The organism is Rhizobium sp. Rhizsp42, assembly GCF_047304155.1.
Classification (GTDB): Bacteria; Pseudomonadota; Alphaproteobacteria; order Rhizobiales; family Rhizobiaceae; genus Rhizobium.
Genome location: NZ_JBGLYS010000007.1, coordinates 22,761 through 45,431 on the forward strand (window position 1 = coordinate 22,761; position 22,671 = coordinate 45,431).

Annotated in this window: 22 protein-coding genes; 8 read left to right on the forward strand and 14 right to left on the reverse strand. The window is 57.0% G+C overall.

What is annotated here, in order from left to right:
- Nucleotides 1-8: 8 nt before the first annotated feature.
- The 9 genes from ACCD05_RS09235 to ACCD05_RS09275 all read right to left on the reverse strand — a co-directional run bounded on the left by ACCD05_RS09235 (nt 9) and on the right by ACCD05_RS09275 (nt 7,758).
- Nucleotides 9-347 carry a ferredoxin family protein gene (locus ACCD05_RS09235; protein WP_112945911.1) on the reverse strand — a complete coding sequence of 113 codons (339 nt, stop codon included), beginning with the start codon at nt 345-347 and terminating at the stop codon, nt 9-11.
- Nucleotides 344-1,906 carry an FAD-dependent oxidoreductase gene (locus ACCD05_RS09240; RefSeq protein WP_413392130.1) on the reverse strand — a complete coding sequence of 521 codons (1,563 nt, stop codon included), beginning with the start codon at nt 1,904-1,906 and terminating at the stop codon, nt 344-346. Before ACCD05_RS09240 ends, ACCD05_RS09235 begins: the two co-directional genes overlap by 4 nt.
- A gap of 197 nt (nt 1,907-2,103) precedes the next feature.
- A complete protein-coding gene (locus ACCD05_RS09245; protein WP_413392132.1) occupies nt 2,104-2,307 on the reverse strand; it encodes a hypothetical protein in 204 nt (67 codons plus the stop codon).
- A 55-nt stretch (nt 2,308-2,362) separates the two neighbouring features.
- Nucleotides 2,363-3,397: an aliphatic sulfonate ABC transporter substrate-binding protein gene (locus tag ACCD05_RS09250; RefSeq protein ID WP_413392134.1), complete on the reverse strand. Its 1,035-nt coding sequence runs from the start codon at nt 3,395-3,397 to the stop codon at nt 2,363-2,365.
- Nucleotides 3,398-3,438: 41 nt separating this feature from the next.
- The gene (locus ACCD05_RS09255; RefSeq protein WP_413392136.1) at nt 3,439-4,296 is read right to left on the reverse strand and encodes an ABC transporter permease; all 858 of its coding nucleotides are present in this window, start codon (nt 4,294-4,296) and stop codon (nt 3,439-3,441) included.
- Between the two features lie 14 nt (nt 4,297-4,310).
- Nucleotides 4,311-5,147: an ABC transporter ATP-binding protein gene (locus ACCD05_RS09260; RefSeq protein ID WP_413392138.1), complete on the reverse strand. Its 837-nt coding sequence runs from the start codon at nt 5,145-5,147 to the stop codon at nt 4,311-4,313.
- 14 nt (nt 5,148-5,161) lie between these two features.
- Entirely contained in the window at nt 5,162-5,488 is a 327-nt protein-coding gene (locus ACCD05_RS09265; RefSeq protein ID WP_112945905.1) for a 4Fe-4S binding protein, read from the reverse strand.
- A complete protein-coding gene (locus ACCD05_RS09270) occupies nt 5,485-7,116 on the reverse strand; it encodes an FAD-dependent oxidoreductase (RefSeq protein WP_413392140.1) in 1,632 nt (543 codons plus the stop codon). Before ACCD05_RS09270 ends, ACCD05_RS09265 begins: the two co-directional genes overlap by 4 nt.
- 54 nt (nt 7,117-7,170) lie before the next feature.
- Nucleotides 7,171-7,758 carry a thioredoxin family protein gene (locus ACCD05_RS09275; RefSeq protein ID WP_413392142.1) on the reverse strand — a complete coding sequence of 196 codons (588 nt, stop codon included), beginning with the start codon at nt 7,756-7,758 and terminating at the stop codon, nt 7,171-7,173.
- Between the two features lie 421 nt (nt 7,759-8,179).
- On the opposite strand from ACCD05_RS09275, the gene fabF reads away from it, so the two are divergent.
- The 4 genes from fabF (at nt 8,180) to ACCD05_RS09295 (ending at nt 12,214) form a co-directional block, all read left to right on the forward strand.
- Entirely contained in the window at nt 8,180-9,445 is a 1,266-nt protein-coding gene (gene fabF, locus ACCD05_RS09280) for a beta-ketoacyl-ACP synthase II (RefSeq protein WP_112945902.1), read from the forward strand.
- 78 nt (nt 9,446-9,523) lie between these two features.
- Nucleotides 9,524-10,759, forward strand: coding sequence for an adenylate/guanylate cyclase domain-containing protein (locus ACCD05_RS09285; protein WP_413392145.1), 1,236 nt, complete (start codon nt 9,524-9,526; stop codon nt 10,757-10,759).
- A 110-nt stretch (nt 10,760-10,869) separates the two neighbouring features.
- Nucleotides 10,870-11,283 carry a MarR family transcriptional regulator gene (locus ACCD05_RS09290; protein ID WP_413392147.1) on the forward strand — a complete coding sequence of 138 codons (414 nt, stop codon included), beginning with the start codon at nt 10,870-10,872 and terminating at the stop codon, nt 11,281-11,283.
- A gap of 418 nt (nt 11,284-11,701) precedes the next feature.
- Entirely contained in the window at nt 11,702-12,214 is a 513-nt protein-coding gene (locus ACCD05_RS09295; protein ID WP_413392375.1) for a DUF1638 domain-containing protein, read from the forward strand.
- Between the two features lie 20 nt (nt 12,215-12,234).
- On the opposite strand, the gene ACCD05_RS09300 is transcribed toward ACCD05_RS09295, so the two are convergent.
- The 3 genes from ACCD05_RS09300 to ACCD05_RS09310 form a co-directional block, all read right to left on the reverse strand.
- The gene (locus tag ACCD05_RS09300) at nt 12,235-14,019 is read right to left on the reverse strand and encodes a hypothetical protein (protein ID WP_413392149.1); all 1,785 of its coding nucleotides are present in this window, start codon (nt 14,017-14,019) and stop codon (nt 12,235-12,237) included.
- The gene (locus ACCD05_RS09305) at nt 14,020-14,457 is read right to left on the reverse strand and encodes a hypothetical protein (protein WP_413392151.1); all 438 of its coding nucleotides are present in this window, start codon (nt 14,455-14,457) and stop codon (nt 14,020-14,022) included.
- Between the two features lie 516 nt (nt 14,458-14,973).
- The gene (locus tag ACCD05_RS09310; protein WP_413392153.1) at nt 14,974-15,801 is read right to left on the reverse strand and encodes an oxidoreductase; all 828 of its coding nucleotides are present in this window, start codon (nt 15,799-15,801) and stop codon (nt 14,974-14,976) included.
- 79 nt (nt 15,802-15,880) lie between these two features.
- Here ACCD05_RS09310 and ACCD05_RS09315 point away from each other — a divergent pair, with 79 nt between their 5' ends.
- Entirely contained in the window at nt 15,881-16,465 is a 585-nt protein-coding gene (locus ACCD05_RS09315) for a TetR/AcrR family transcriptional regulator (RefSeq protein ID WP_413392155.1), read from the forward strand.
- Nucleotides 16,466-16,536: 71 nt separating this feature from the next.
- Here the strand turns inward: ACCD05_RS09315 and ACCD05_RS09320 are convergent, their stop codons facing one another.
- Nucleotides 16,537-17,481: an alpha/beta fold hydrolase gene (locus ACCD05_RS09320; RefSeq protein WP_413392157.1), complete on the reverse strand. Its 945-nt coding sequence runs from the start codon at nt 17,479-17,481 to the stop codon at nt 16,537-16,539.
- Nucleotides 17,482-17,572: 91 nt separating this feature from the next.
- A complete protein-coding gene (locus ACCD05_RS09325) occupies nt 17,573-18,490 on the reverse strand; it encodes a LysR family transcriptional regulator (protein WP_413392159.1) in 918 nt (305 codons plus the stop codon).
- A 180-nt stretch (nt 18,491-18,670) separates the two neighbouring features.
- On the opposite strand from ACCD05_RS09325, the gene ACCD05_RS09330 reads away from it, so the two are divergent.
- From ACCD05_RS09330 to ACCD05_RS09340, 3 genes are all read left to right on the forward strand, one after another.
- Nucleotides 18,671-19,684 (forward strand): aldo/keto reductase, encoded by a 1,014-nt coding sequence (locus tag ACCD05_RS09330; RefSeq protein ID WP_413392161.1) that lies wholly within the window; start codon nt 18,671-18,673, stop codon nt 19,682-19,684.
- 62 nt (nt 19,685-19,746) lie between these two features.
- A complete protein-coding gene (locus tag ACCD05_RS09335; RefSeq protein ID WP_413392163.1) occupies nt 19,747-20,148 on the forward strand; it encodes a nuclear transport factor 2 family protein in 402 nt (133 codons plus the stop codon).
- A 190-nt stretch (nt 20,149-20,338) separates the two neighbouring features.
- Entirely contained in the window at nt 20,339-22,606 is a 2,268-nt protein-coding gene (locus ACCD05_RS09340; protein ID WP_413392165.1) for a P-loop NTPase fold protein, read from the forward strand.
- The last annotated feature ends 65 nt before the right edge of the window (nt 22,607-22,671 follow it).

A 22,671-nucleotide genomic window follows, 5' to 3' on the forward strand; every position in this document is an offset into this window, starting at 1 on the left:
CTCTCCAGTTAAGGTGTGATGATTCCGGTCTCAAAGATCCGGTAACTCATGTCGCCTGCGGTCCCCCGTGGCTTTGCGTTCTTCCAGCCCATCTCGCGGCGGAAGCTTCCCATGACGCCTCGCGCGACCAGATCGGCTTCGGTCGAACCCTCGATCGCTTCGGAGAGGGGTGACACGTACAGAGCGTCGGTCGGGCAGAAGAGTTCACATAGGAAGCACGTCTGACAGTCTGATTGTCGGGCAATGACTGGAGCGCTATCCGCAACGGCATCGAATACGTTGTCAGGACATGCGTCCACACACAGGTCGCACTTTATGCAGCGATCCTCGCTGACGATCTCGATCATGATACTTCACTCATTTGCTGCTGAGATTGGAAGGACGCCCAGATGTCGTTGGTCCCGCCGGAATCAATCGAGCGTGCGAGATGCGGGTTGAGATCCGGAAAGTCCGTCCGACGTTGAAGGCCTCTGCTTTCCTTCCGGAGGAGGGCGCTCTCTGTGGCCCACCGCGAGGTAGCGATCAGCGCCTCTGCCTGACGGACCTTCGCGCGGTCTCCTGACCGCCACGCTTCGTCGTTCCAAAGAGCCGACAGGATGCCCGATGCCTTGGACAAAGTCTCCTGGCTCCTGAAGTAGCCGCCGTCCAGCGGCAAAACTTGCTGCTTGGTCAGGGTAACCACGGCATCCAGATCGACCGCATTGTGCGACGATGGGCGGGCTTCACGCTGGCTGGCCGAGCGAACCTCTCGCGTTGTCCAGTTTGCACCCAGCGAGCGAACGTAGCTCGCAGCGTCCTCACCAGCCCATGAGCCTGTCGCCATCGCCCAGCTCGAATTCGGTCCACCGCCCCCCGTCGACGCTCCCGACATACCCTGTCGGGTAGCGGCGTCTCCGGCCGCGAACAGTCCCGGCACCGTGGTCGTGGACCGTTCGTCGATCTTGAGACCACCCGTGCCACGGACAGTGCCCTCATGTCTCAGGGTGATGGGGAAGCGCTCCTTGAACGGATCGATGCCCATACGGTCGAAGGGAACGAAGATGTTCGGCTGACCTCGACGAAAGCCTTCTTGGAGGCGTGGCGATGCCTTGTCGAGGATGGCATAGACCGGGCCGCGAATGAGTTCGCGCGCCACTACGCTTTGCCGATCACCCGGCGAGGTCAGAACCTTACCCTGCTCGTCGCTGAACGTGCCCCAGAAATACACTACGCCTTTTGTCACGCTCGAATACGCTGGTGAAATGCCGTACTGCGCAGAAAATTCCATTCCGGAGAGAACTGCTCCGGCCTCGGCCGCGACCAAATATCCGTCGCCAGTCAGGTTGTTGGTGCCGAGCGCTCCGCTTAGGAATGCGCAGCCACCCGTGGCGATAACAACCGCACCCGATCTAATCTCGACAATCTCGCCACTCCGACGGAAGCGCGCGATTGCTCCGGCGACGGCCCCATCCGAGACAAGGAGCTCTTCCACAGGACAGTGATCAATGACCTTCACCCGCGCCTTGATCAGCTTCTGGCGCATGAAACGGAGGTAATCGGGGCCGCGGAGCATGCCACGATAGGGTCGTCCATCCTCGTACGTTGGGAAGTCGTAACCCCATTCTGCAAGGAGGTCGAGGTTCTCAAGCGTCCGATCGAGTACACGCTCCACACGTTCGGCCTCGGTGAAGCCCTGTCCCAGGCGCACCCGTTGGCCCACTGTCGCCGCGCGTTCGGCCGTGCCGCGCCGCGTGTAGATGGTAGTGGTATTACCCGCTGCCGTCGCGCCACTTGTGCCGACGTAGCCCTTGTCGATTAGGAGGACGCTGGCACCACTCGCTGCCGCATTCCACGCCGCCCAGCATCCCGCGGGTCCTCCGCCAACGACCAAGACGTCTGTATCAATCCGGCTCGCTATCTCTCTCATTTATCCCTCGCCTTCAATAATAGACTATAAAAGTAGTAGACTTAATCGAGGTAGTGGTTGCCAGCAGGGCCGCAATTCAGGGAAAACAATTCCAGCTCGGCTTGTCTGGCGAAGGCGGGACATCAGCAAATTCGGCCGCGGATCAGGCAAGGGAGCAAGGTCGAATTGCGGACAAGTTGTGAGGAGGTACCAGACAGCTAAGGATTTAAGCCAGAAGCGAGCGCCTCTATGGCCTCTTCGTCGATCTCATCCGTATCGCTCATCCCAAGCAGCAGACAGACGTTGACCAGCTTCTCGTAGCGTTCAGCTTCCCGGCGTTCCCACACCGCACGCTCCCCACGCAAGCGCTCGACGGCACGCAGGCTGTCTATAATCTTTTGGCAGCGCTTGATTGTGAGCATAGCGACATCCTCTAGGCGCACCCCGAGCGGTAGGGTACGCCCCGCACTCCTGCGCCTAGTTGGACTGTTTCTGATCTAGGTCCTTGTAGGCGGCATCCAGGAAGCTGGTGTCGATCCACTTGTCGTAATCGACCGACCCTTTGAGAAGCTTGGCGTCAGCCATGAACTGCTCCTCGCTCTTCAAGGATGCGAGTGCCTCCGGAGTGATCTTGGGATCCTGATAGAAGACATTTTCTTTGTAGGTTTTCCGGACAGATTTCTCCGACGACTTGGTCTCATCGACAAAAATCTTGATCGTTTCGTCGGGATGAGCATCGGCCCAGCGCGCGGTTTCGATATCGACCTTCAGCAGGCGCTTGACGAGGCCAGGATACTTGCGAACGAATTCGCCATTTGCCGAGATCAGGAAGGGGGCCGACCATTCCGGATGCGAAGAGGCATCAAGGATAACGCGGGCCTGGCCCGTTTCGACGAGCTTGGCGGCGACATCACCGCTTTCCACGACCGCATCGACATCGCCGCGGACCAGTGCCGGACCCGAAGCGTCAAAGGCAAGGTTGAGCGATTCCACATCGTTGAGCGAGAGACCAGCAGACTTCAGGGCCTTGGCGAAAGTCGAGTGACGCACTGTCCCGGTTAAGTAGGCCACCTTCTTGCCTTTCAGGTCCTGCAGCGTCTTGATCGGCGAATCCGACTTGACGATGATTGCAGAGCCGTTCTCCTTGACAAAGCTAGAAAGGCCGATCGCCTTGACGTCGGCACCGGCTGCCGCGACACGCAATGCCGGGTTGTTGCCGGTGTAGATGAATTCGACTGCGCCTGTGGCGAGCGCCGTTGTGGCCTCAGAGCCGCCATTGGTAAACGCGATGAATTCGACCTTGATGCCGTCCTTTTCGAATTCCTTGGCGAGCGTTCCGTTGTGCCGCTCAAGGATGAATTTCAGGTGGCCGGGCGCTGTGCTGCCGATACGGATGACGCTCGGCTTGTCTTCGGCAAAGGCCGGCGATGACAGCGTGACGCTGACGAGGGCGAGTGCCGCAAGGCCGCCGAGCACGGCACGGCGTAAGATGGATGAGTTGAGAGCGGTCATTTGGTGTCCCCATAGAAACCAGGTTGAAAGCGGATGCGAATTCAGGCGTGCGAGATTTCGGAGTTGCCCTTCCAGCCGGTGGCCCAGCGCTCGAACCAAACGAGCAGGTAGTTCACCAAGAGGCCGATCGCGGTCATCGTGATAATCCCGGCATACATGTCGGCGGTCTCCATCATCAGCTGCGACTGTTGGATCAGGAACCCAAGGCCGGATTTCGCCGCCAGCATCTCAGCGCCGATCACAGCAAAGATCGAGGATTTCACGGCAAGCCGCATTCCGGAGACAATCGACGGGATGCTCGCCGGCAAAATGACCTTGCGGAACATGTCGATATCCGACGTGCCCATGGAGCGTGCCGCTTTCAGAAACAGGGGATCGACAGATTTGACGCCAGAGATCGTGTTGATCAGCAGAAAAAAGATCGACGAGTAGAAGGTGATCGCGATCTTCGATGCCTCGCCTATACCGAGCAGCAGAATGAAGACGGGCAGCAGAGCGAACTGCGAGGTGTTGCGCAACGTCTGCACCAGCAGGTCTGAGACCTTTTCGAACAGTGTATAGCGGCCCATCAGGAAACCGAGCGGCACCGCGACAATAACTGCGAGAACGAAACCGATGGCTGCACGCTGGAGACTGATGCCGATGTTGGCCGTCAGCGTTCCGTCGAGCAGCATCGCATACCAAGCCTCGCAGACCTCGCTCAGCGGCGGAAAGAAGATCCGATTCAGCCAGCCGAGGCGCGGCGCGATCTCCCACAGGGCAAGGAAGGCCACCATCAGCGGCAAGCCATAGATGAACGTGCCAAATTCCAGGCGGCGCCGGACTTTCGGCGCTCGCTTCGTGTTGCTGCCGGATGTGAGGCGCGCACCGAACGTGGTCTTTTCTGTTACATAGGCCATAAGCGTTCGTCCCTTCAGTGAGCATAGGCGGGTGAAAGCGCCCAGTCTTTTTGTGCCTTGTTGACTTCATCGCGCAGCGCCTCCCAGACGCGGCCGCGATGCGCATTGAACTCCGAACTCGCGCGGATATCGCCGTCGCGCGGGCGGGGCAGGTCGATGTCGATGATCTCCTTGACCGTCCCGGGACGAGCGGTCATGACGACGATCCGGTCGGCGAGGTAAATGGCCTCATCGATGGAATGGGTGACGAAGACGACCGTTGTGTTGATCTTCTCCCAGATGCGCAGAAGCTCTGTCTGCAGGATCTCGCGGGTTTGCGCGTCGAGTGCGGCGAATGGTTCGTCCATCAAGAGCACCTCGGGGTCGGTCGCGAGCGCCCTGGCGATTGCGACGCGCTGCTGCATGCCGCCCGAGAGCTGGTTTGGGTAGCGATCCTCGAAACCTGAAAGCCCGAACAGCGATAAGAAATAGCGCGCCTTCTCGGTCCGCTCTCTCTTCGCAACGCCGTGCACTTCCAGCGCATATTCGATGTTGGAGAGCGCGGTACGCCATGGAAACAGCGCATATTGCTGGAAGACGTAGCCAGTCTTCGGATCCGGCTTGACGATCCGCTTGCCGTCGATGCTGACGATGCCGTCGGAGGCGTCCGTCAATCCGCCGATAATGTCGAGCAGCACCGATTTGCCGCTGCCGCTCGGGCCGACCAGTGTAATGAACTCGCCCTTGCGGATAGCGAGATCGACGCCGTTAAGGACGGTGACGTGGTCGGAAGGACGGCCGTCGATCAGCACCGACTGGCCGGGCTTGAGCTGAAAGGTCTTATGGACGTCGGTAACGGTGATGCGGTCCATGCGGTTCTCCAATTTCAGACTTGCGCGACGCGGATGCGGTGGGTCGGATCGAGTTCCGATCCGCCCGGCTTGCCGCGCTTCCATCCGAGCGCGCGGGAATAGCTTCCGAAGAGATTTCGCTCTTCGGCTTCAGCCTCGCTTATCGCAAGCGGGCCGTCGGCGCGCTCGGCGACATAGAGAGCGTCGGTCGGGCAATAGATTTCACAAAGGAAACAGGTCTGGCAGTCGTCTTGCCGGGCGATGACCGGAACGCCGTCGGTCACATCGAAGACATTGGCCGGGCAGACTTTCACGCAGATATCGCACTCCACGCACCGGCTTTCCGAAACGATCTCGATCATGACGCGATCTCCTGGCGGCTGTCCGCCGCGGCGGACACATTGATCTCGTCGACGCCGCGCAACGTGATGGAATGTGCGAAGGCCGCAACGCTTCCTTTGCAATCGCTGCGGCGATGCATGCCGCGGCTCTCCTTGCGAGCAAGTGCCGCCGTCACCGACCAGCGGCCGGAAGCAGCTATTGCGGCCGCCTCGCGCGCCTTCAGGCGATCGAGGCCGGAGGCCGAAAGGTGGTTCCTGACGTCGCTCCAGATAGCATCGAGCCTCTCGCTGCTCTCCTGCAGCCGGCCGCCCTCGCGGAAATAGTTCTTCTCCAGCGGCGTCACTTCTGCACGCACGCTGTCGATGACGTCCTTGGGCGTAAGCGACGCCTTCGATGTCGATCCCGGGCGCAGGCCGGCCTGGCCGAGCGGGGTGGAATTGGTTCTGAAGGCCTTGTCGCCACGGCGCTTGGCATGCGAAGCGGCCCCCTGACCGGACCACCAGCCGCTGGCGATTGCCCATGAGGAGTTCGGCCCACCACCGCCCGACGTCGCGCCGGCGACCTGCTCGCGGCTTGCTGCATCCCCGGCGACATAGAGACCGGCGACATCGGTAGCGCAATCCGATGCGGCGATGCGGATGCCGCCAGTGCCCCGAACGGTGCCCTCGGCGCGGAAGGCTACTCGGAACATGTCGCGGAAGGGATCGACGGGTGTCCTGTCATAGGGCAGAAAACAGTTCGGCTGGCCGCGGCGCAGCCAATCCTGCAGCGCCGGCTCCGCCTGATCGAGTGCCGCGTAAACGGGGGCTTCGATCATCGCCTTGGCGATTTCCTTCTCGCGCTCGCCGATACCGTTCCGCAGATGGTTGCCATCGCTATCGAGAATGGGCGTGCCATCCTCGCGGAAGAACGAGGCCCAGCGGAACGGCAGTCCCTTGTTGAGGGAAGAGCCAAAGGGGGCCAGCGTATATTTGCCGGTGAACTCCATTCCGGAGAGGCTTGCGCCGGCCTCAGCCGCCATCAGAAGACCGTCGCCTGTTAGAGCCGCAGCCCCCATGATGCGCTCATGAAAGGCGCAGCCGCCCGTTGCCAGCACGACAGCGCCGGCATAGACGCGCCAGTCACGGTTGCGCTGACGATCTATGCCCGCAGCACCCGTAACCGCTTCGCCGTCGAAATAGAGTTCGAGGGCGGGGTGGTGATCGAGAACGGTTATGCCGGCTTTGAGGACGCGGCGGCGCATGAAGGCCATGTAATCAGGCCCGCGCAGATTGGCGATGTAGAGCTTGCCATCTTCGTCGTCGGGAAAGGGATAGCCCCATTCGGCCAGTTTCAGTAGGTTTTCATAGGCCTGATCGACAGTGCGCAGCATCCAGCGCTGATCGGCAAGATTTCCGGTGCGCTGCCAGCGGCGCTCTACGATCTGGGCGCGGTTTTCACCCGGAGGGACCAACCAGGTACCAGTATTGGACGGTGCGGTCGCGCCACTGGTGCCGAGATAACCCTTGTCGGCAAGCACCACCTGCGCGCCACTCTGCGCTGCAGACAACGCGGCCCACGCGCCGGCGGGGCCCCCTCCCAGCACAAGCACATCGGCTTGCAAATGCAGAGGCTCTCCGCCTGCAAGGACTTTTCGTTGAAGTGACATGGGATTTCCAGAAAAACTCAGTTCGATTGGGCGTCCGAGACCGCTGAAACCCAGTTACGCGGCGCTGGAAAACCAGGATGGTTCGTTTCCTGGAGTCCATTTGATGTTGCACCCGATCGACGGTGTTTGTTCGGCTGCGGGCTCGAGACCGGTAAGAACGGCATCTGCAGCAGCGCGCAGGTCCCTGCCGGTGGGTATCTTACCATTGCCCGGACGCGCGTCATCGAATTGTCCGTGGTAGACGAGCTTGCGCGCGCCGTCGAAAAGAAAAAGGTCGGGCGTGCAAGCGGCTCCGTAGGCTTTTGCCACTGCCTGTTTTTCGTCCTTCAGGTAAGGGAAGGAATACCCGATGGCTTCGATCTCGCGGCCGATTGCTTCGATGCTCTCCTCGGGGTGGGCTTCGGAGTCGTTGCTGTTGATGGCAATGACCTGAAGGCCTCTAGCGCCATACTGGCGTGCAAAGGATGCGAATTCGTCGCGGATGAGCTGCACGAAAGGACAGCGGTTCGAGATAAACGCGACGAGTAGCGCTGGGGCGGCATCAAAATCCGAAAGCCTATGCAAAGCACCGCTTGCATCGCTCAGGGAAAAATCCGTCGCCTTGGTGCCGATCGCGATCGTGTTGGAAGTCGTCTTTGGCATGAAGCCTCCTCTAGTTGAGGCTTAATAATCGATCAAAAACATAGATATTAAAGAAAATAAAATTGCTTCCTGGTCGGTCGATTGAAAATAACGTCCTGTCGGGTGGGGCACGGCAGCAAAATCGTCAGTCCCTGACTTGCTTTTGGCTGCTTGCTGCAAAGACCCGGTGTTCGGATTGGCTAGCAAGCGACACGCGCGAACCCGCTCAGTTCGAAGCCACGGCGCTGAGCCGCCAAACACCCCAGGGAGCCGGCATCAATAAAGTGACTTGCATAATGATAGTAACATACCACATATGTCGGGCACGCATCGTGCCGTTGCCGATTACCACTGTACGTCTCCACAGAGTGATCGGCGGCTCATGTTCCGCATTGTGTAGGCGACCCCCCGGCTAGGGGGGCCACAGAATTCGAGGAAGAAGATGGATAGGATCGTCGTCACCGGCATGGGGCTGGTATCACCGCTAGGAGTAGGCCTGGAGACGTCGTGGACCCGCTTACTAGAAGGTCGATCAGGCGTACGAACGCTCGACGAAGCCATGGTGGCCGAAATCGGGTGTAAGATTGCCGGGATCGTACCGGACATTGCCCAGGACCCCGAAGGCGGCTTTGACCCTGATCTGTACGTCGCACAAAAAGATCAGAAAAAAATGGATCGCTTCATTCAGTTCGCGATGGCTGCCGCGCAAGAAGCTATCACGCAATCAGGATGGCAGCCGACTACAGCTGAGGAGCTGGAGCGTACCGCCACGGTGATCGCGTCTGGCGTGGGCGGCTTTCCGGCGATCGCAGAGGCGGTCAGAATAACCGAAACGCGAGGCGCGCGTCGGCTCTCGCCTTTCACAGTTCCCTCGTTCCTGGTGAATCTGGCGGCTGGTCAAATAAGCATCAAGTACGGTTACAGGGGGCCGCTCGGTGCCCCTGTTACGGCATGCGCCGCTAGCGTCCAAGCAATAGGCGATGCCGCGCGCCTCATCCGCTCGGGAGAAGCCGATGTGGTGGTTTGCGGTGGTGCGGAGGCGTGTATCGATAAAGTGAGCTTGGGAGGTTTTGCGGCGGCGCGCGCTCTCTCTACCGGCTTTAACGACAATCCCGAGCTTGCTTCGCGTCCTTTTGATGCACGGCGTGATGGATTTGTCATGGGTGAGGGGGCGGGCATTCTTGTTCTTGAGAGCTTTGACCACGCCGTGAGGCGGGGTGCAACGCCCCTGGCCGAGTTGGTTGGCTATGGAACGACCGGCGACGCCTACCATATGACATCAGGGCCCGAAGACGGTGATGGCGCTCGCCGGGCAATGGAGATCGCAATCCGTCAGGCTGGTATCAGTCCATCCGATATAGCGCATCTAAATGCGCACGCCACATCGACCCCCGTCGGTGATCGTGGTGAGCTCGCTGCTATTCGAGCTGTCTTCGGCGGGAACCGAAGTATCACTGTCAGTGCTACCAAATCAGCCACAGGCCATCTTCTCGGAGCTGCTGGAGGCATGGAGGCTATCTTTGCCATTCTGGCGCTGCGCGACCAGATAGCGCCGCCAACTAGAAATTTCAGCGAACCAGATCAGGCAGCCGAAGGGATCGACATCGTTGGGCCGGCTCCCCGTTCCATGTCGTTCCAATATGCGATCACCAACGGCTTCGGGTTTGGTGGAGTAAACGCAAGCGCGATCTTCAAGCGGGTGGCTTGAAAGTGAAGTTTCTTACGTAACTACCAGCCTCTGGATTCAATGCGAGCCGGAGGCAATACGAACTGAAATGAGCCGCCGGTGTCAGTCAAAGCAAATACAGGGCCCGATGATCTAGGGGATCTATCGGGAAACGAAACGAATTGGCCGTTGGAGCATAGAGACGTCCTGGCCTGGCTGGTCTCCCGAAAAAGCGACGACCAGTTCATCGACGTCGTCTTTGCGGAAATGTGCGAACGGTTAGTGAGAGCCGGAGTGCCCGTGGCCCGCGGGGCGCTGTTCTTCGATGCCCACAATCCACAATGGCTTGGCGCACGGATCCTCTGGCAAAAAGGCCGTACCGGCGCCGATTTTAGGACATTCGACTACGGCGTGGAGGATCGCCCTGATTATCAAAATAGTCCGATGTTTGAGGTGGGCAATGGTGTTGGAGAAGTCCGGCAGCGGCTCCATGAAGGCGTCGCCACTGCAAAGCGTTATCCGATCTATGATGAGCTGGCTGAAGGCCTCTACACCGACTACGTTGCTTGGCCGCTAAATCACACGCGAGGGAAACGACACGCTGTCACCTTCGCTACAAAGGCGACAGGCGGCTTCAAGCCCGAGGATCTTGAGTACCTCCGGGACCTTTTGCCCGTGTTGGCTCTTGTGAGCGAAATCCGATTGAAAAACCGGTTGGCGCGGACACTGTTGGAAACATACGTTGGTCCGCACGCTAGCGAACCCATACTCGCCGGAGCGACGACACGCGGAAGCGGCTTCACCGTTACTGCCGCCGTTATGATATTCGACCTGCGAGACTTCACGGCCATCTCGGACACCTTACCGCGTGACGATGTTATCAATCTCCTCAACAGCTACTTTGATGTGCTGGCGGAGCCCATCACCTCAAATGGTGGCGAGATACTCAAGTTCATGGGCGACGGATTGCTCGCCATCTTCAAGCTAAGCGACCCCAATGCCGCGGCAAACCTTTTCTCGACTATCAAACAGGTACACTTGGCGCTGGAAGCGCTCAACTCGCATAACGAGAAGGCTCAGATGCCCCTGCTTCGACACGGCATCGGAGTACACCTGGGTGATGTCATGTACGGGAACATTGGCGCGAAAGGACGGCTTGACTTCACTGCGATCGGCCCCGCTGTCAACGTCGCATCACGTCTTGAAACTCTTACAAAAGAGCTCGGGCGTTCGGTTCTACTTTCCAGTGCGTTTGCAAAGTTCGCCGGTGAGACAGAGCTGCTCGAGCCATTGGGAACTTTTGGTTTGCGCGGGCTGAAAGATACGATTGATGTCTACGCCTTGAAGGGTTCTTAGCGAGTGGCAATGGGCGACGTGCGCGCAACGTGGCCAGGCCTCAATCTAATGAACGATCTTCCCGTCTGTTGTTAATCTCAACTCTTCCGTCAACTTAGAAGTACCTGATAATGACTCATAAGCGCGTGTACACTTTCAGCTTGAATGGTGAAATTGGCTGGACATCTCTCGGCACGAGAGAAGCGAATGGCTTCGATACGAATTTGAGAGCGATCGGCATAACCAATCGCCAGTTGGCACTGTTATTCGCCTTGGAGCGAAATAAAGATGCCACCATTGCGGAGATAGCTCGCGAGCTTGCGTTGGACCGGGCAACTGTAAAACGCCACCTGACGCCGATGATAAGCACACTCGTCGTTGAGGCTGCACCCGCCTCGAGAGGAAGGGACACCGCCTTCACTCTAACTCAGATGGGCTCTCGGCGTTTGCAAACCGGCCTGAAGATTTGGAAGTCCGGGGCGCGGGCTTTGAGGGCCGCGACGGAGGGCGCTGCGGCGTCAGCCGTGGCGAGTGCGGCAAAATGACGAGAGCTGCTTGTGAAATCGATCGCTCCCGATCATCCATGTCCTGTCGCCTTTCCGATTTGCCTATTCGGCACACCACATTTCGAGTTACGAGGGTAGCCGAATGCGCCGACATTTGGAGCGAGCTAGGCCTCGAACATTATCAGATGCAAACGGTCGATCATCGGGGCGATCTTCGCAAAGCAGTCTACGTTTTGATCTTGCTCCTGGTGATAGCGGCCGAGACGGTGGCACTATGTGGGTTGGCAATCCCGTCTGTAGAATTGTCACACACTGCTCTTCTCGCAGGGTTCCCCGCTCGATCGGCGTGGAGCTCCGTTGGACGGTGAGGGCCGATCGAAGACGAACACTTGTGATCACTTGTGGCGCGCTAGCTAGTGAGGTCTTGGAAGTAGTTCGTCTTAACGCATGGGCCAATATGGAGGTCACATGCTTGCCGGCGGAATGGCATATGACGCCGCACCGCATCCCGGATGGCGTGCGTCGAAAGATTCGAGAACGCCGTCCGTTCTTTGACGATATCTATTGCTTGTTTGGGGACTGCGGCACCGGGGGTGAGCTCGATGCCGTCCTGCTGGAAGAGGGTGTCGAGCGCATTAGCGGACATCACTGTTTTGCTTTCTACGCGGGAGCTATCGACTTCGACACCTTGCAGGAGAAGGAGCCGGCCACGTTCTACCTGACCGACTTCTTTGTAAGGCATTTCGAGCGTTTCACGCTACGTCACCTGGGTTTGGATACAAGCCCCGAACTGCTCTCAGACTATTTCGGCAACTTCCGACGTGTTGTTTACCTAGCCCAATCTCGCGATCGGGAGCTGGAAGAGCGAGCAGAGTTGGCGGCGGCCCGCTTGGGGCTGCCGCTGGAAGTAGTATTCACGGGACTGGAAAACATCTCCGATGCACTGGCCTCCTGGCGCATTAGTCGGTGATGGACGAATGGACCTTGGAACTAAAACCGGTCCCCAACCAGCCGACTTCCAAAGACCTTCATCAGCCAATGGCCGATTTCCGAGTAGTGCGAAACTTCGACACCATACCTCTTAAACTCGCTTCGCATTCGCAGAGAGACAGTTCTGTTTGTGATCAATAGGCGGGCCTGACTAAGCAGGTACTCATCTTCAAGCGCCTGCCAGATCTTGCCCTCATCAACGGCTAGAATCGTCTGGAAGGCATCAGCGCCCTTACGGAATGTCAGAAGCTGGCCGTCACCTTGGTAGGGGTGCCAGTTGTACCCGTCCATCAGCGCGATGCAAAATCTTTTAAACTGTTCGAGTGATCTGCGAGCAGGCTGCACGCCGGGCGCTAATCCGACCAAAGTTGACGCTAAGCGGGGATCAGAGGACATGATATACGAAACCTCGTGAATTGCTTCACCAATCGCCACGCGAGAGAACATGGGTGCAGAACCAGCACGTGAAGGCCAAATGACGTGTATGATCTCGGCAGCATCGAGGAGCACATCCTCGGCCATCATGTTATAAACTAGTCGTGTGACATTGTCCTCATCTTCCGCTCGAGGGTTTAGCCGCCATGTCCCGATTGAACCGAGTGTGTGATGGCCCCGGACGTTCTCCAGTAGTTGCATTCCACCTCGTTCATTTCCGACGCATGCTACCAATCCAACAAGTGCCTTTGATAGAGTGCCAGAGGCGATATGCATGCCGGACATTCCGCTTGATCCGGTTTGCCTCAGTCGATGTGTCGCATGGACCCAAACGACGTCCGCGTTAGGCAGGGTTTTCAACGCTTCCGAAACCGGCGATTTCCGCGGGCTTGGCGTTCCGTACCCCATAGGTCTCACGTTTATCGCATGTCGGTAACGGAATTCAGGCTCGCGTTGTAGGCTGCTTTCTATATGTCGCAAATCTATCAGATCGCTCCCACATACTCCCACGAGTAACTGACGCCGACGAGTTTTGCGAGATACGTCTAACCCTGTTGCAACAATTGCCGTAGGAAGCTTGTTATCGGTGCGGCGGCGCCCTCGAAACGGCAACTTTGTCAGTGCAAAAGAGGCGATTCCCCCAATGCCAAGGAGCTGCCATTCCAGATCACGCTGCGCCGGTGGATTGGCTTTCAAGGGGATGTAACGGACCTCGTAAACACCGAATATTTTTGCGACGCTCCAAAACGAAGGAAGATCGTCTTGGGCAAAATTGATGGATTCAGGCCCGTAGACGGTGCTGAGCGTTCCATTCGTTACGACGCATATTTGGGAAAGATCAATCAGAGCGTTTTTTGCATTTGACGCACCTGCAAGATCTTGGCGGATTGCTGGGAGAAAGAGTGTCGTGTCTAGCCAATTTGACGCCGTTTCCTCAGACTGCGCCTTGAGAAAGCTATATGCTTCACTAAGCTTTTCAGCGAAGCGCGCTTCTGTCCTCGTGAACGAAACCATCTCCGCTGCGGCTAGGGGAAAGCCGTCCAACAAGCTATGTTCGAGCGCATGAATGCCGTAGTTCTCTAATTCTTTCCGGGTGCCGATGATAAGCTTGTCATCTGGGCCGCGAAATGCCCACAGAGCTTGCTCCCCTTCTTCGACCAGATTGCCTCCCGGGATCTGTTGCCGCGTCTTTCCGTTAGGTAGCCAACAAGGAACGAACTGATCGATGGTGCCGTCGGCGGCAATTTTCTGAACCAGATCCGAGTTCGCGCCCCTCTGGTTCCTGAAGACCGGCAGTTCGAAGCCTACGACGTCCTCGGCGGAAGGCAGTGTGCGATCTAAGACAGGCATTTATCGACCGGGCTCCGGAACAATACCTTTGCCAATATAGTACCGTAGGCACACATCAGATATCGATGAAGTATACTCGTTTGGGCTCAACCTATTGAAGACGCTGTACGGCACCACCTCAATGCCGAGATTTTCTAGCGTGCTCCCCACCTCGGATTCCATGAAAGTTGAAGGCACAATTACAGCCTGAACCCAAGTGCTTATTGAAATCGGATCCGAGAACTGCACTTCGATGCCCGAGCCCCGACTATCGACCGTATTGGCTCCCTTGCTGCCAACGAGTGCCGCGTAGCTCTGCGCCTCGAACTCAGTCTCGTCGATTTGAACACTTTGGTTTGGCGAACCCCGCATGTAATCGCTCGCTGACCCAAAGAACGTCGAGATGACCTTCCCTGGTGTCTCTGCAGCGGTCTCGAGGGCAAAATCGCCAAGGGTCATTCGTTTGTGCATGTACTGTCGATAGAAATCGTTATGAAACCCACCGCTATCGAAGGGGAAAATACGCTTGATTTCTTGGGTGAAGTCGAGCTTGAAGATCAGGCAAACTGGTAGGTAGTGGCCAAGGCTGGTCGGTTGCTCGCTGACGAAATGCCGGCCTACCGTAGAAAGTGTAGATCAAGGCTTCGCCCAGAAAAACGTTGCAGTCGACCGGCTCCAAATTGTCGTCAGCAAGGGCCTCGCGTAGAGAGTAGGCGTCGGTACTATGGACCAGCGGCAGTTTCGGTGTTGCGGGAACAGCTTTGGAGACGAGCTTCCTTAGCCGTCCTTTGCCTATGTCCAACTTGTGCATTGTCGCTCCGAGTGACCAAACCGTCCCAACTGAATCCAGGTTCACTACAACCACTGCTGTAGCGATTCTACAACCGCTTATCAGTCGACAGTCAGCCATGACCTTGCGGATATGGCCGACTGTGCGAAGACGGATGGACAATCGTCGGGTCTTCTAAACGCAGGCTAGGAGCGGACAGCTTCCACGTCCAGCCGCATCTGCTTTCGAAGGATGCGATCCAACACGGATTCCGGGAGCAGTTTCCGTGCTACGTTGAGCTGGCGGGCTACGCCGCCTGCCGGGTACCTGAGACGGGGATATGGTGCCATCGCGGCCTTGACCACCACGCGAGCGACGGTCTCGGGGCTATCCGCTTTTTCGAGTGCGTCACCGATAAGCTTGTCGGCGTTGGCTCGTGCGTTCGCGAACTGCTCCTTGGGCTCGTCTGGCCGAAGCATGTTCGTATCAAAGGAGGTTTGCGTATACGCTGGCTCGATCAGAATAACACGCACTCCTGTTCCCCTAACCTCGTGATCCAACGAAGCGCTATACGCTTCAAGCGCGTGCTTGGAGGCTGCATACGATGCAGAGAACGGCGCAGGAATAAAACCGAGGACCGAACTAATGTTGATGATACGCCCTTCTTTGCGGTCTCTCATGCCTGGAAGTACGGCTTTCATCATCCTCAGAGCCCCAAACACGTTCACCTCGAAAAGGTCCTGATGCTGGTGTATTGAGGAATCTTCGAGCGCGCCAAGCATTCCAATACCAGCATTATTGACCAACAGATCAATCCTGCCGGCTACCTTTGTGACGAAACTGACAGCATCGGCGACAGATTCGTCAGATGTCACATCGCAGGTTACCGAACTTACGTCCCCAAGGTTTTTTAGCTCCTTTCCACGTGTGGTTCCAAAGACGCGGTAGCCCTTTGAGGCTAGCGCTAGCGCTGTAGCTCTTCCAATTCCACCTGATGCGCCTGTTACGATGGCGACCGGTTGCCTGCTATTCATCACACCACTCCTCATAGAATTACGACCATAATTACATATTATGATCGTAATGCAATAAAAATATGCTATCTCTTTGTTCATGCGATATAACAAAGATCAGAAAGCCAAATCCCGCACTGAAATCCTCTCGGCTGCGAGCCGCCGATTCCGCTCCGACGGAATTGCCGCATCCGGGATCGCCGGGATTATGGAAGACGCCGCAAAGACGAACGGTGCCTTTTACGCTCATTTCGCGTCGAAAGAAGATTTGGTATCGGCGGTCCTTGACGACGCTCTCGAAAAGCAGAAGGAAGACTTGGCGCACGCCAATGGTCACGCCGAATTGATGAGGGCGCTAAACAATTACCTGTCGCCCGCTCACCGCGATCACGCTGGCGATGGATGTCCCTCGGCCGCGCTCCTCCCCGAAATTTCTCGCCAGCCACAAAACACAAGGAAGCTTTATGAGGTCCATCTAGAGCAAATTCTAGAGAGTTTAGGCAAAAGAATGGGAGGGGGCTCGAGTGGCATGGCAACCGCAGCGGCTGTCTTCAGTATGGCTGTCGGTGCGCTGCAGCTGGCAAGGGCAGTGCCCTCAGATGAATTGTCCACTATGATTTTGAAATCAGCTGTTCAAGCTGCTGAACAGCTGATTATATCGGAAACCGACAAGCAGGCTGGTTGAGGTGCAGCCTGACGAAGGGCCTGCGCGAAACTGGAGTAGGCTTTGGACAGTCCGCGTGCCCGTATCGGCTTCTATTCTCCTGTTGAGGAATATGCCTTGATGATCTGCGCCGCGATATCGTCAGATTGTTCTTCGAGCGCAAAATGTCCGGCGTTGTAATGCTTCACGGATGAACCGGGCACGAGCGCTCCGATGGCATCAGCCCCATGACTGGTGAAGATTGGATCGTTATCGCCCCACACCACGAGTGTCTTAGGTTTCTTCGTCGACAAGTACTGGGCCCACGTACCGTAAAGATCCAAGTTCGATGGGATGTCCAGTTGGAGATCACTCATTACGCGATGGGAATCTGCATCGGCGATCGCGAACGCATCGCTTACCCAGGCATCAGGATTTAATTTGGCCGCATCTGCCGCTCCGTGCCTATAGAGGTTCAGGTCGGTGGCAATGGAAACTCGTCCCTCGGCAGCGGCACGTTTCTCCGGCGTGGCAGGCCCTTTATTCGCCTTCACCGCCTTTAGTCGAGCTGGCTCCCAGCCATCTTCCGTGATCGCTATATTCTGAAAGATCAAGCCTGCAACCCATTCTGGGTGTTGAGTTGCTATGCGCATGCCAATCGGTCCACCAAAGTCCTGCATGTATAGGATTGCTTTCGTGGTGCCTAATTTCTTGAGCAAATGCTCAACGGAGGCGGCTTCATAATCAAACGTCACCGCCGCGCCGCTGGCCGGTGCCTCGCTCTGTCCCATCCCAGGATAATCCGGCGCGATAACATGGAAGTCCCTAGATAGAAGCGGGATGAGGTCACGGAACATATGCGACGAGGACGGGAAGCCATGGAGTAGCACGATGGTGGGTTTCGCGGATTGACCCGCTTCGCGGTAGAATATCTTCAATCCATCTACGTCGACGGTTTGGTATGAGGTAGCCGCTGCATGCGAAGTCCCAGCGTAAGCGGCGGCCAGAGATGCGACCAGCGCAAGCGATTTCAGGGAGTTATATTTCTGAATGGTCATGATTGTTCCTGGGGGCAATTGAATCCACAAAGGCAAGATACGGGCATATGCCCATATTGCAATCACCTTCTAGTATTTTATGCTAGGGACATCACGCGGCTAGAATGTTTGTCGCGTCCTCGCCGGCCAGCGACCGAATACAAGTCAAGAACGCGTCGATCGGACTGATGAGCTTTAATGTATCAGGATTGCTCGATGCCCAAATCCTCACCGCAGGTCGGAAGTTCGGCGTGTCTAGGATCGTCAGCTGATCCTTCCATCTGCACTCCGCCAGGGCGTCAGGTGCGATCATGCCAATTCCATGGCCGGCTGCCACGAGGGACATTTTCGTCTCGGAACTTGATATTTCGATTGCGACATCGAAGGGCAACCGAGCGTTCTGTAAAGTATGGGCGATATAGTTGCGAAATCCGCAGCCGTCGCCGTTGAGCACCCAGGGAAAGCGTGACAAGTCAGCGATGGTAGCATTCTTCGGAACGCCGAGACCCGGCGACGCGACGAGGACGACCTCGGTACGGCAAATCTCTACCGCCGAAATTCCTTTGGGGGGCGTGTCGCCATCCGCTAGGCAGTAGATTGCGAGATCAAGCTGTCTTGCCGCCACTTTATCCTGCAAAGCCGGAGACCAGTCCGATGTCAGCCTGATCTTCAGGTGTGGGAAGGTCTCTTTGAGGTGAGATATAGGCCGCTCAATGAACGCATCGGAGAGATGGGGCATGATCCCCAGGTTGAACTCACCCCGTATTTCCCCTGCCGGCGATGCCAGTTCGCTCCGGAGCCTACGAACGCTCGCCAATATGCCTTTCGCGTGTTCATAGGCCTTTATGCCTTGCTCTGTTGCTTTGTGAGGTTTGGTTGCGCGATCCAATAAGCGAGCGCCAACCGCTTCTTCGAGGAGTTGAATACGGCGGGTCAGAGCCGGCTGGGTGAGGTTCAATCGTCGCGAAGCCGATACGATCGACCCGGTCTCTACCACAGCGACCAGAGCTTCCAAATCACGTAAGTTCATCAGCTTTGTCTATAAAGATTATTGGAGTTATCGATTTGTAGCATAATCCGTCATTGCGGTAAACGGTGCCTGGGGCTCCGCTGCGATGCTTCTGCTGCGTGAGACCATTCTCATGCACTCATGGGCTAATTGAACCATCGGTCGCTGGCGAAGCCCGATTTGGCAACTTGGATATGTTCGATGCAAACGAGAGTATTTGGGACTACTGGCCTGCGTGTATCGGAACTGGTACTCGGCACGGGGAACTTCGGAACCGGTTGGGGCTACGGCAGTGACCGCGCGGAGGCGGCTCGGATATTCGAGGCGTATGCTGACGCGGGTGGCAACTTCATCGACACCGCAGACGTCTATCAGTTCGGGGAGTCAGAGCAAATTCTTGGCGACTTGCTTGTGGGACGGCGCGAGGACTTCCTTCTAACCTCGAAATTCACTATCGGAAGCGCCCCGAAGGGCGGGCCGCTTGTCACCGGAAATAGCCGGAAAGCAATGATTGCTTCCGTGGAGGCGAGCCTTCGTCGATTGAAGACGGACAGGATTGATATCTATTGGGCGCACTACGCAGATGGCGTCACTCCAAGCGAAGAGTTAGTGCGGGGTTTCGATGATCTCGCCCGCAGCGGCAAGATACTTTACGCGGGTTTGTCGAATTTCCCGGCGTGGCGCATCACCCGCGCGGCCACCCTTGCGGAACTGACAAGATCCGTCCCGGTCGCAGCTGTCCAGGTTGAATATAACCTTGTACATCGCTCGCCGGAGACGGACGTGTTCCAGGCGGCGAACGCTTTGGGTATCGGCATCGTTTCTTATTCGCCCTTGGCGGGAGGAATGCTCACCGGAAAGTATCGTAGGGGGGAGGGAGGTCGCGAGACCGGACTTGGCGGTAGAGCTTTTCGCCCGGAGAACACGGCTGAAAAGGCTGCCGTTGTCGACGTGCTTCTGAACGTCGCTGTCGAACATGCGACGAGCCCAGACAAAGTCGCAATCGCTTGGGTCGCGAGCAAGGGCGTCATTCCCATGGTCGGGCCGCGAACTGTCGAGCAGCTCAAGAGTAACCTTGGAAGCCTCGATTTGGTCCTTAGTGACGAACAGATCCGTCGCCTCGACGAGGTCGCACACCCAATGCTGAACAATGATCATGACACGCTTGAGGGGCTCAAAGGACGTATTCAGCCGATTTCACAGGTTGTTGCTTAGACAGCGCTGCCCTGCGAACCCCTTTCGGGCGGTTTCCCAAGCGTTCAATTCGGAGAGAATACATGTCAATGGAGCAGCAGAATAAAGCGCTGGTCATCAAAGCCTTCGACACTCTTTTCAATAAACGTGATTACGAGGCCGCACTTGGCTTCTGGTCGCCAAACTACCTTCAGCACAGCGCGCATATCGCCCCTGGTCGCGAAGGCCTATTCGATCTCGTTCGAAGCGCTCCCGAAAACCTCAAATGGGAATACCAGCTGATCTTAGCCGAGGGTGACTTCGTAATCGTGCATGGTCGCTTTTCAAATACCGGACGTCCTGCTGCTTGGATCGCCGCAGACGTTGTTCGCATAGCTGGCGGTGTGCTTGCAGAGCACTGGGATATGCTTCAGGACGAGGCGACATCGACTGAGTCAAAGAGTGGCTTGCCGATGTTTGGTAAGCTTTTCCCTGACCAAGTGTAATTAGCATTCGGGTCAAGAGGGGTAGGGATCGAATTGCCCAACTCTACGGCCTGCGCTCGCTTCGACGAAGAACTGTCGGAGCGAGCGCATCTATTTGGACGAAAGTAAACCTGTGAGGTGAAAGGCGGGCGTCTATCGGGACGAGCAGCGCGCGTGCATAGATCCCCCGGTTGAATATTCTGGGGTGCAAATGGATATCGCTGTACGTAGTCCTTCGGACGACAAGCTTGGACGGTGGGAGTTCGCGAGGTCGCTGGCAACCCAAATTTGGGACTTGCCGCCTTCACCCGAAGGCTACGTGGTCGGCTTGGAAGCTGAATGGGGCGCGGGCAAGAGTAGTGTCATCAACATGGCATTGCACCAGTTACTCCTCCTCGAACTCGTCGAGAAAACCGACCGACAATGGTTCCATGGCGAAGATGCTGTTCCTATCGAGATCGATGAGATGGAGCGTCTGACCGAGGGTTACAATGCAATTGTCGGCTTTGGACAGCCAGGTTTCGATCTGAACTATGTTCACCCGGATCATTACAATCGCGCCATTGCAGAGCGATGCGGGAACAATGAGTCGGACATCAAAAAGCTCTATCGCTACTTCCGCTTGAGAATGCGGGTGAAGGCCGCGCCGAAAAATCTCATCATCCACTTTAGACCGTGGCTTATTCCCGACACAGCGGCGCTATCGACGGTGTTCCTCGCGGAACTCACCAAATCCGTTGGTGGCCTCCTCGGGGACGATGTCCAGAGAGCACTCCGTGCCTATACTGAGATAATAAGCAGGCTGGCACCACTCGCGGGAGTGGCGGCGCAAGCAGCAGTCCCCGGCGTCGGATCCCTCATCAAAGACTTTCTTGTTGCTGTCGGGCAACGGAAAGATCCGACATTGGATGAGCGGAAGTCGGCGCTGGAGCGTTCTCTGAAGAGCTTGGGAGACAAGAAGGTCGTCATCGTAGTCGATGATCTGGATCGGCTGAGTCCAAAAGAAGCCGCCGAGATGATCGCCCTTGTGAAGAGCTTGGGTAACTTGCCCAATGTCGTCTATCTGCTGAGCTACGACTCCGCCGTGATGGCGTCGCATATCCGAAAAGTCCTCGACGTCGACGGGTACGGCTATCTCGAGAAGATTGTCCAATATCGTCGCTCGCTTCCATTGCTCGCGGCGAATGCTCTGGTGGAGCTTCTCCGGCCGGCGATCGAGGTATTGTTCACGGAGGTCATCCAAGAGGTAATTGATCGCTACGACGTTGCCGTCCTACTGGTAGCGAAGCGGTACATATTAACCCCACGAGACGCGGTTCGAGCCTCGAGCTGGGTCGCTCAAGCTCATGCGAGGCTTAGGGGCCAAACTGACCCTGTCGACCTTCTGATCCTTGAGATACTCAATGCGAAGGATCCGGAACTCCACAGCTGGATCCGACGTAACATCGATATCCTATGTAACAAAGAAACTCAGGAAACGTTCAAAGTCCTGCTTGAACGCGATCTGGTGATCATGAATGAGCGCCGAGTTCTGGCACTATCTCTTCTTTTTCCGGACGTGGCCACCGAATTCGCCTCTCCACACGGCAGGTCGTCTGCGCCGCGATCGGCGAAGCGGCTGCATATACGCGACTTCAGTCCAGCATATTTCGAGCTGTCTGAACCACTCACAAGCTTCGGCAAAGATGTGATCGCGCGGCTGTTCGATTCGGACGATTTCGTAGCGCAATTCAAAGAGCTTCTGGATGTCGCGGAGACGTCGCCCTATGCCTCGGCTTTGCGGATCGACCTCCTCGATTCCGTAAGGGAGAGGATGCAGCTGCAAGACATCACACGAGGTATCCTCACCGCATTGATCGAGTCGGCACCGGACTTGATTCGCTCTGAAGACCGATTGGGATCCGACGACTTCTCGCCAGATAACTGGCGACGGCTCTCCGGTGCTATTGACAGTGGCTTGCAAGATTTGAGTCCTGAGGGACGAGAAGACATGCTCGCTGTGGCCCTCGACGTTTCTGAGGACATCTCGCTTGTCGCAGACGCCGTCCGGCGCGCCCTGGAACACCGACCGAGCGAGAAACCGGACAAGTCTGGCCTTAGCGACCATTTCAAGAACCGCGTACTCACGAGAATCAGGGAGGACGCTCTTGCCGACAAGTTTCGGATTGCTGCGCACCTGCCACCGATACTCCGGCTGTGGTCGGAGCTGGACAGCCGGTCGATTGTGCGGTCGAAATTGGATGAGATGACGTCGTCACGAGCCAACTTCGTTGGAATCGTCCGGATGATCCTAACGGTCGTGCGCTCGAGCGCAGAGGGAATTTTCTACCAGCTCATTAAAGAGGCTGACGAATTCGTCGACATCAGGGCGCTCGAGAAATGGGCGCTCGATGCGGGCGCTAGTGCTAACCCGGCTGAACGATTATGGGCTGCTCGGTTCCAGGACGCGGTCGCGCGAGATCGCAAACGAGATTTCTGAGGCTGCAACATCTCGGCACAAGAGCCATCCGCGTGCAGTGCTTTCTGCGGCTTGCCGCACAGGTC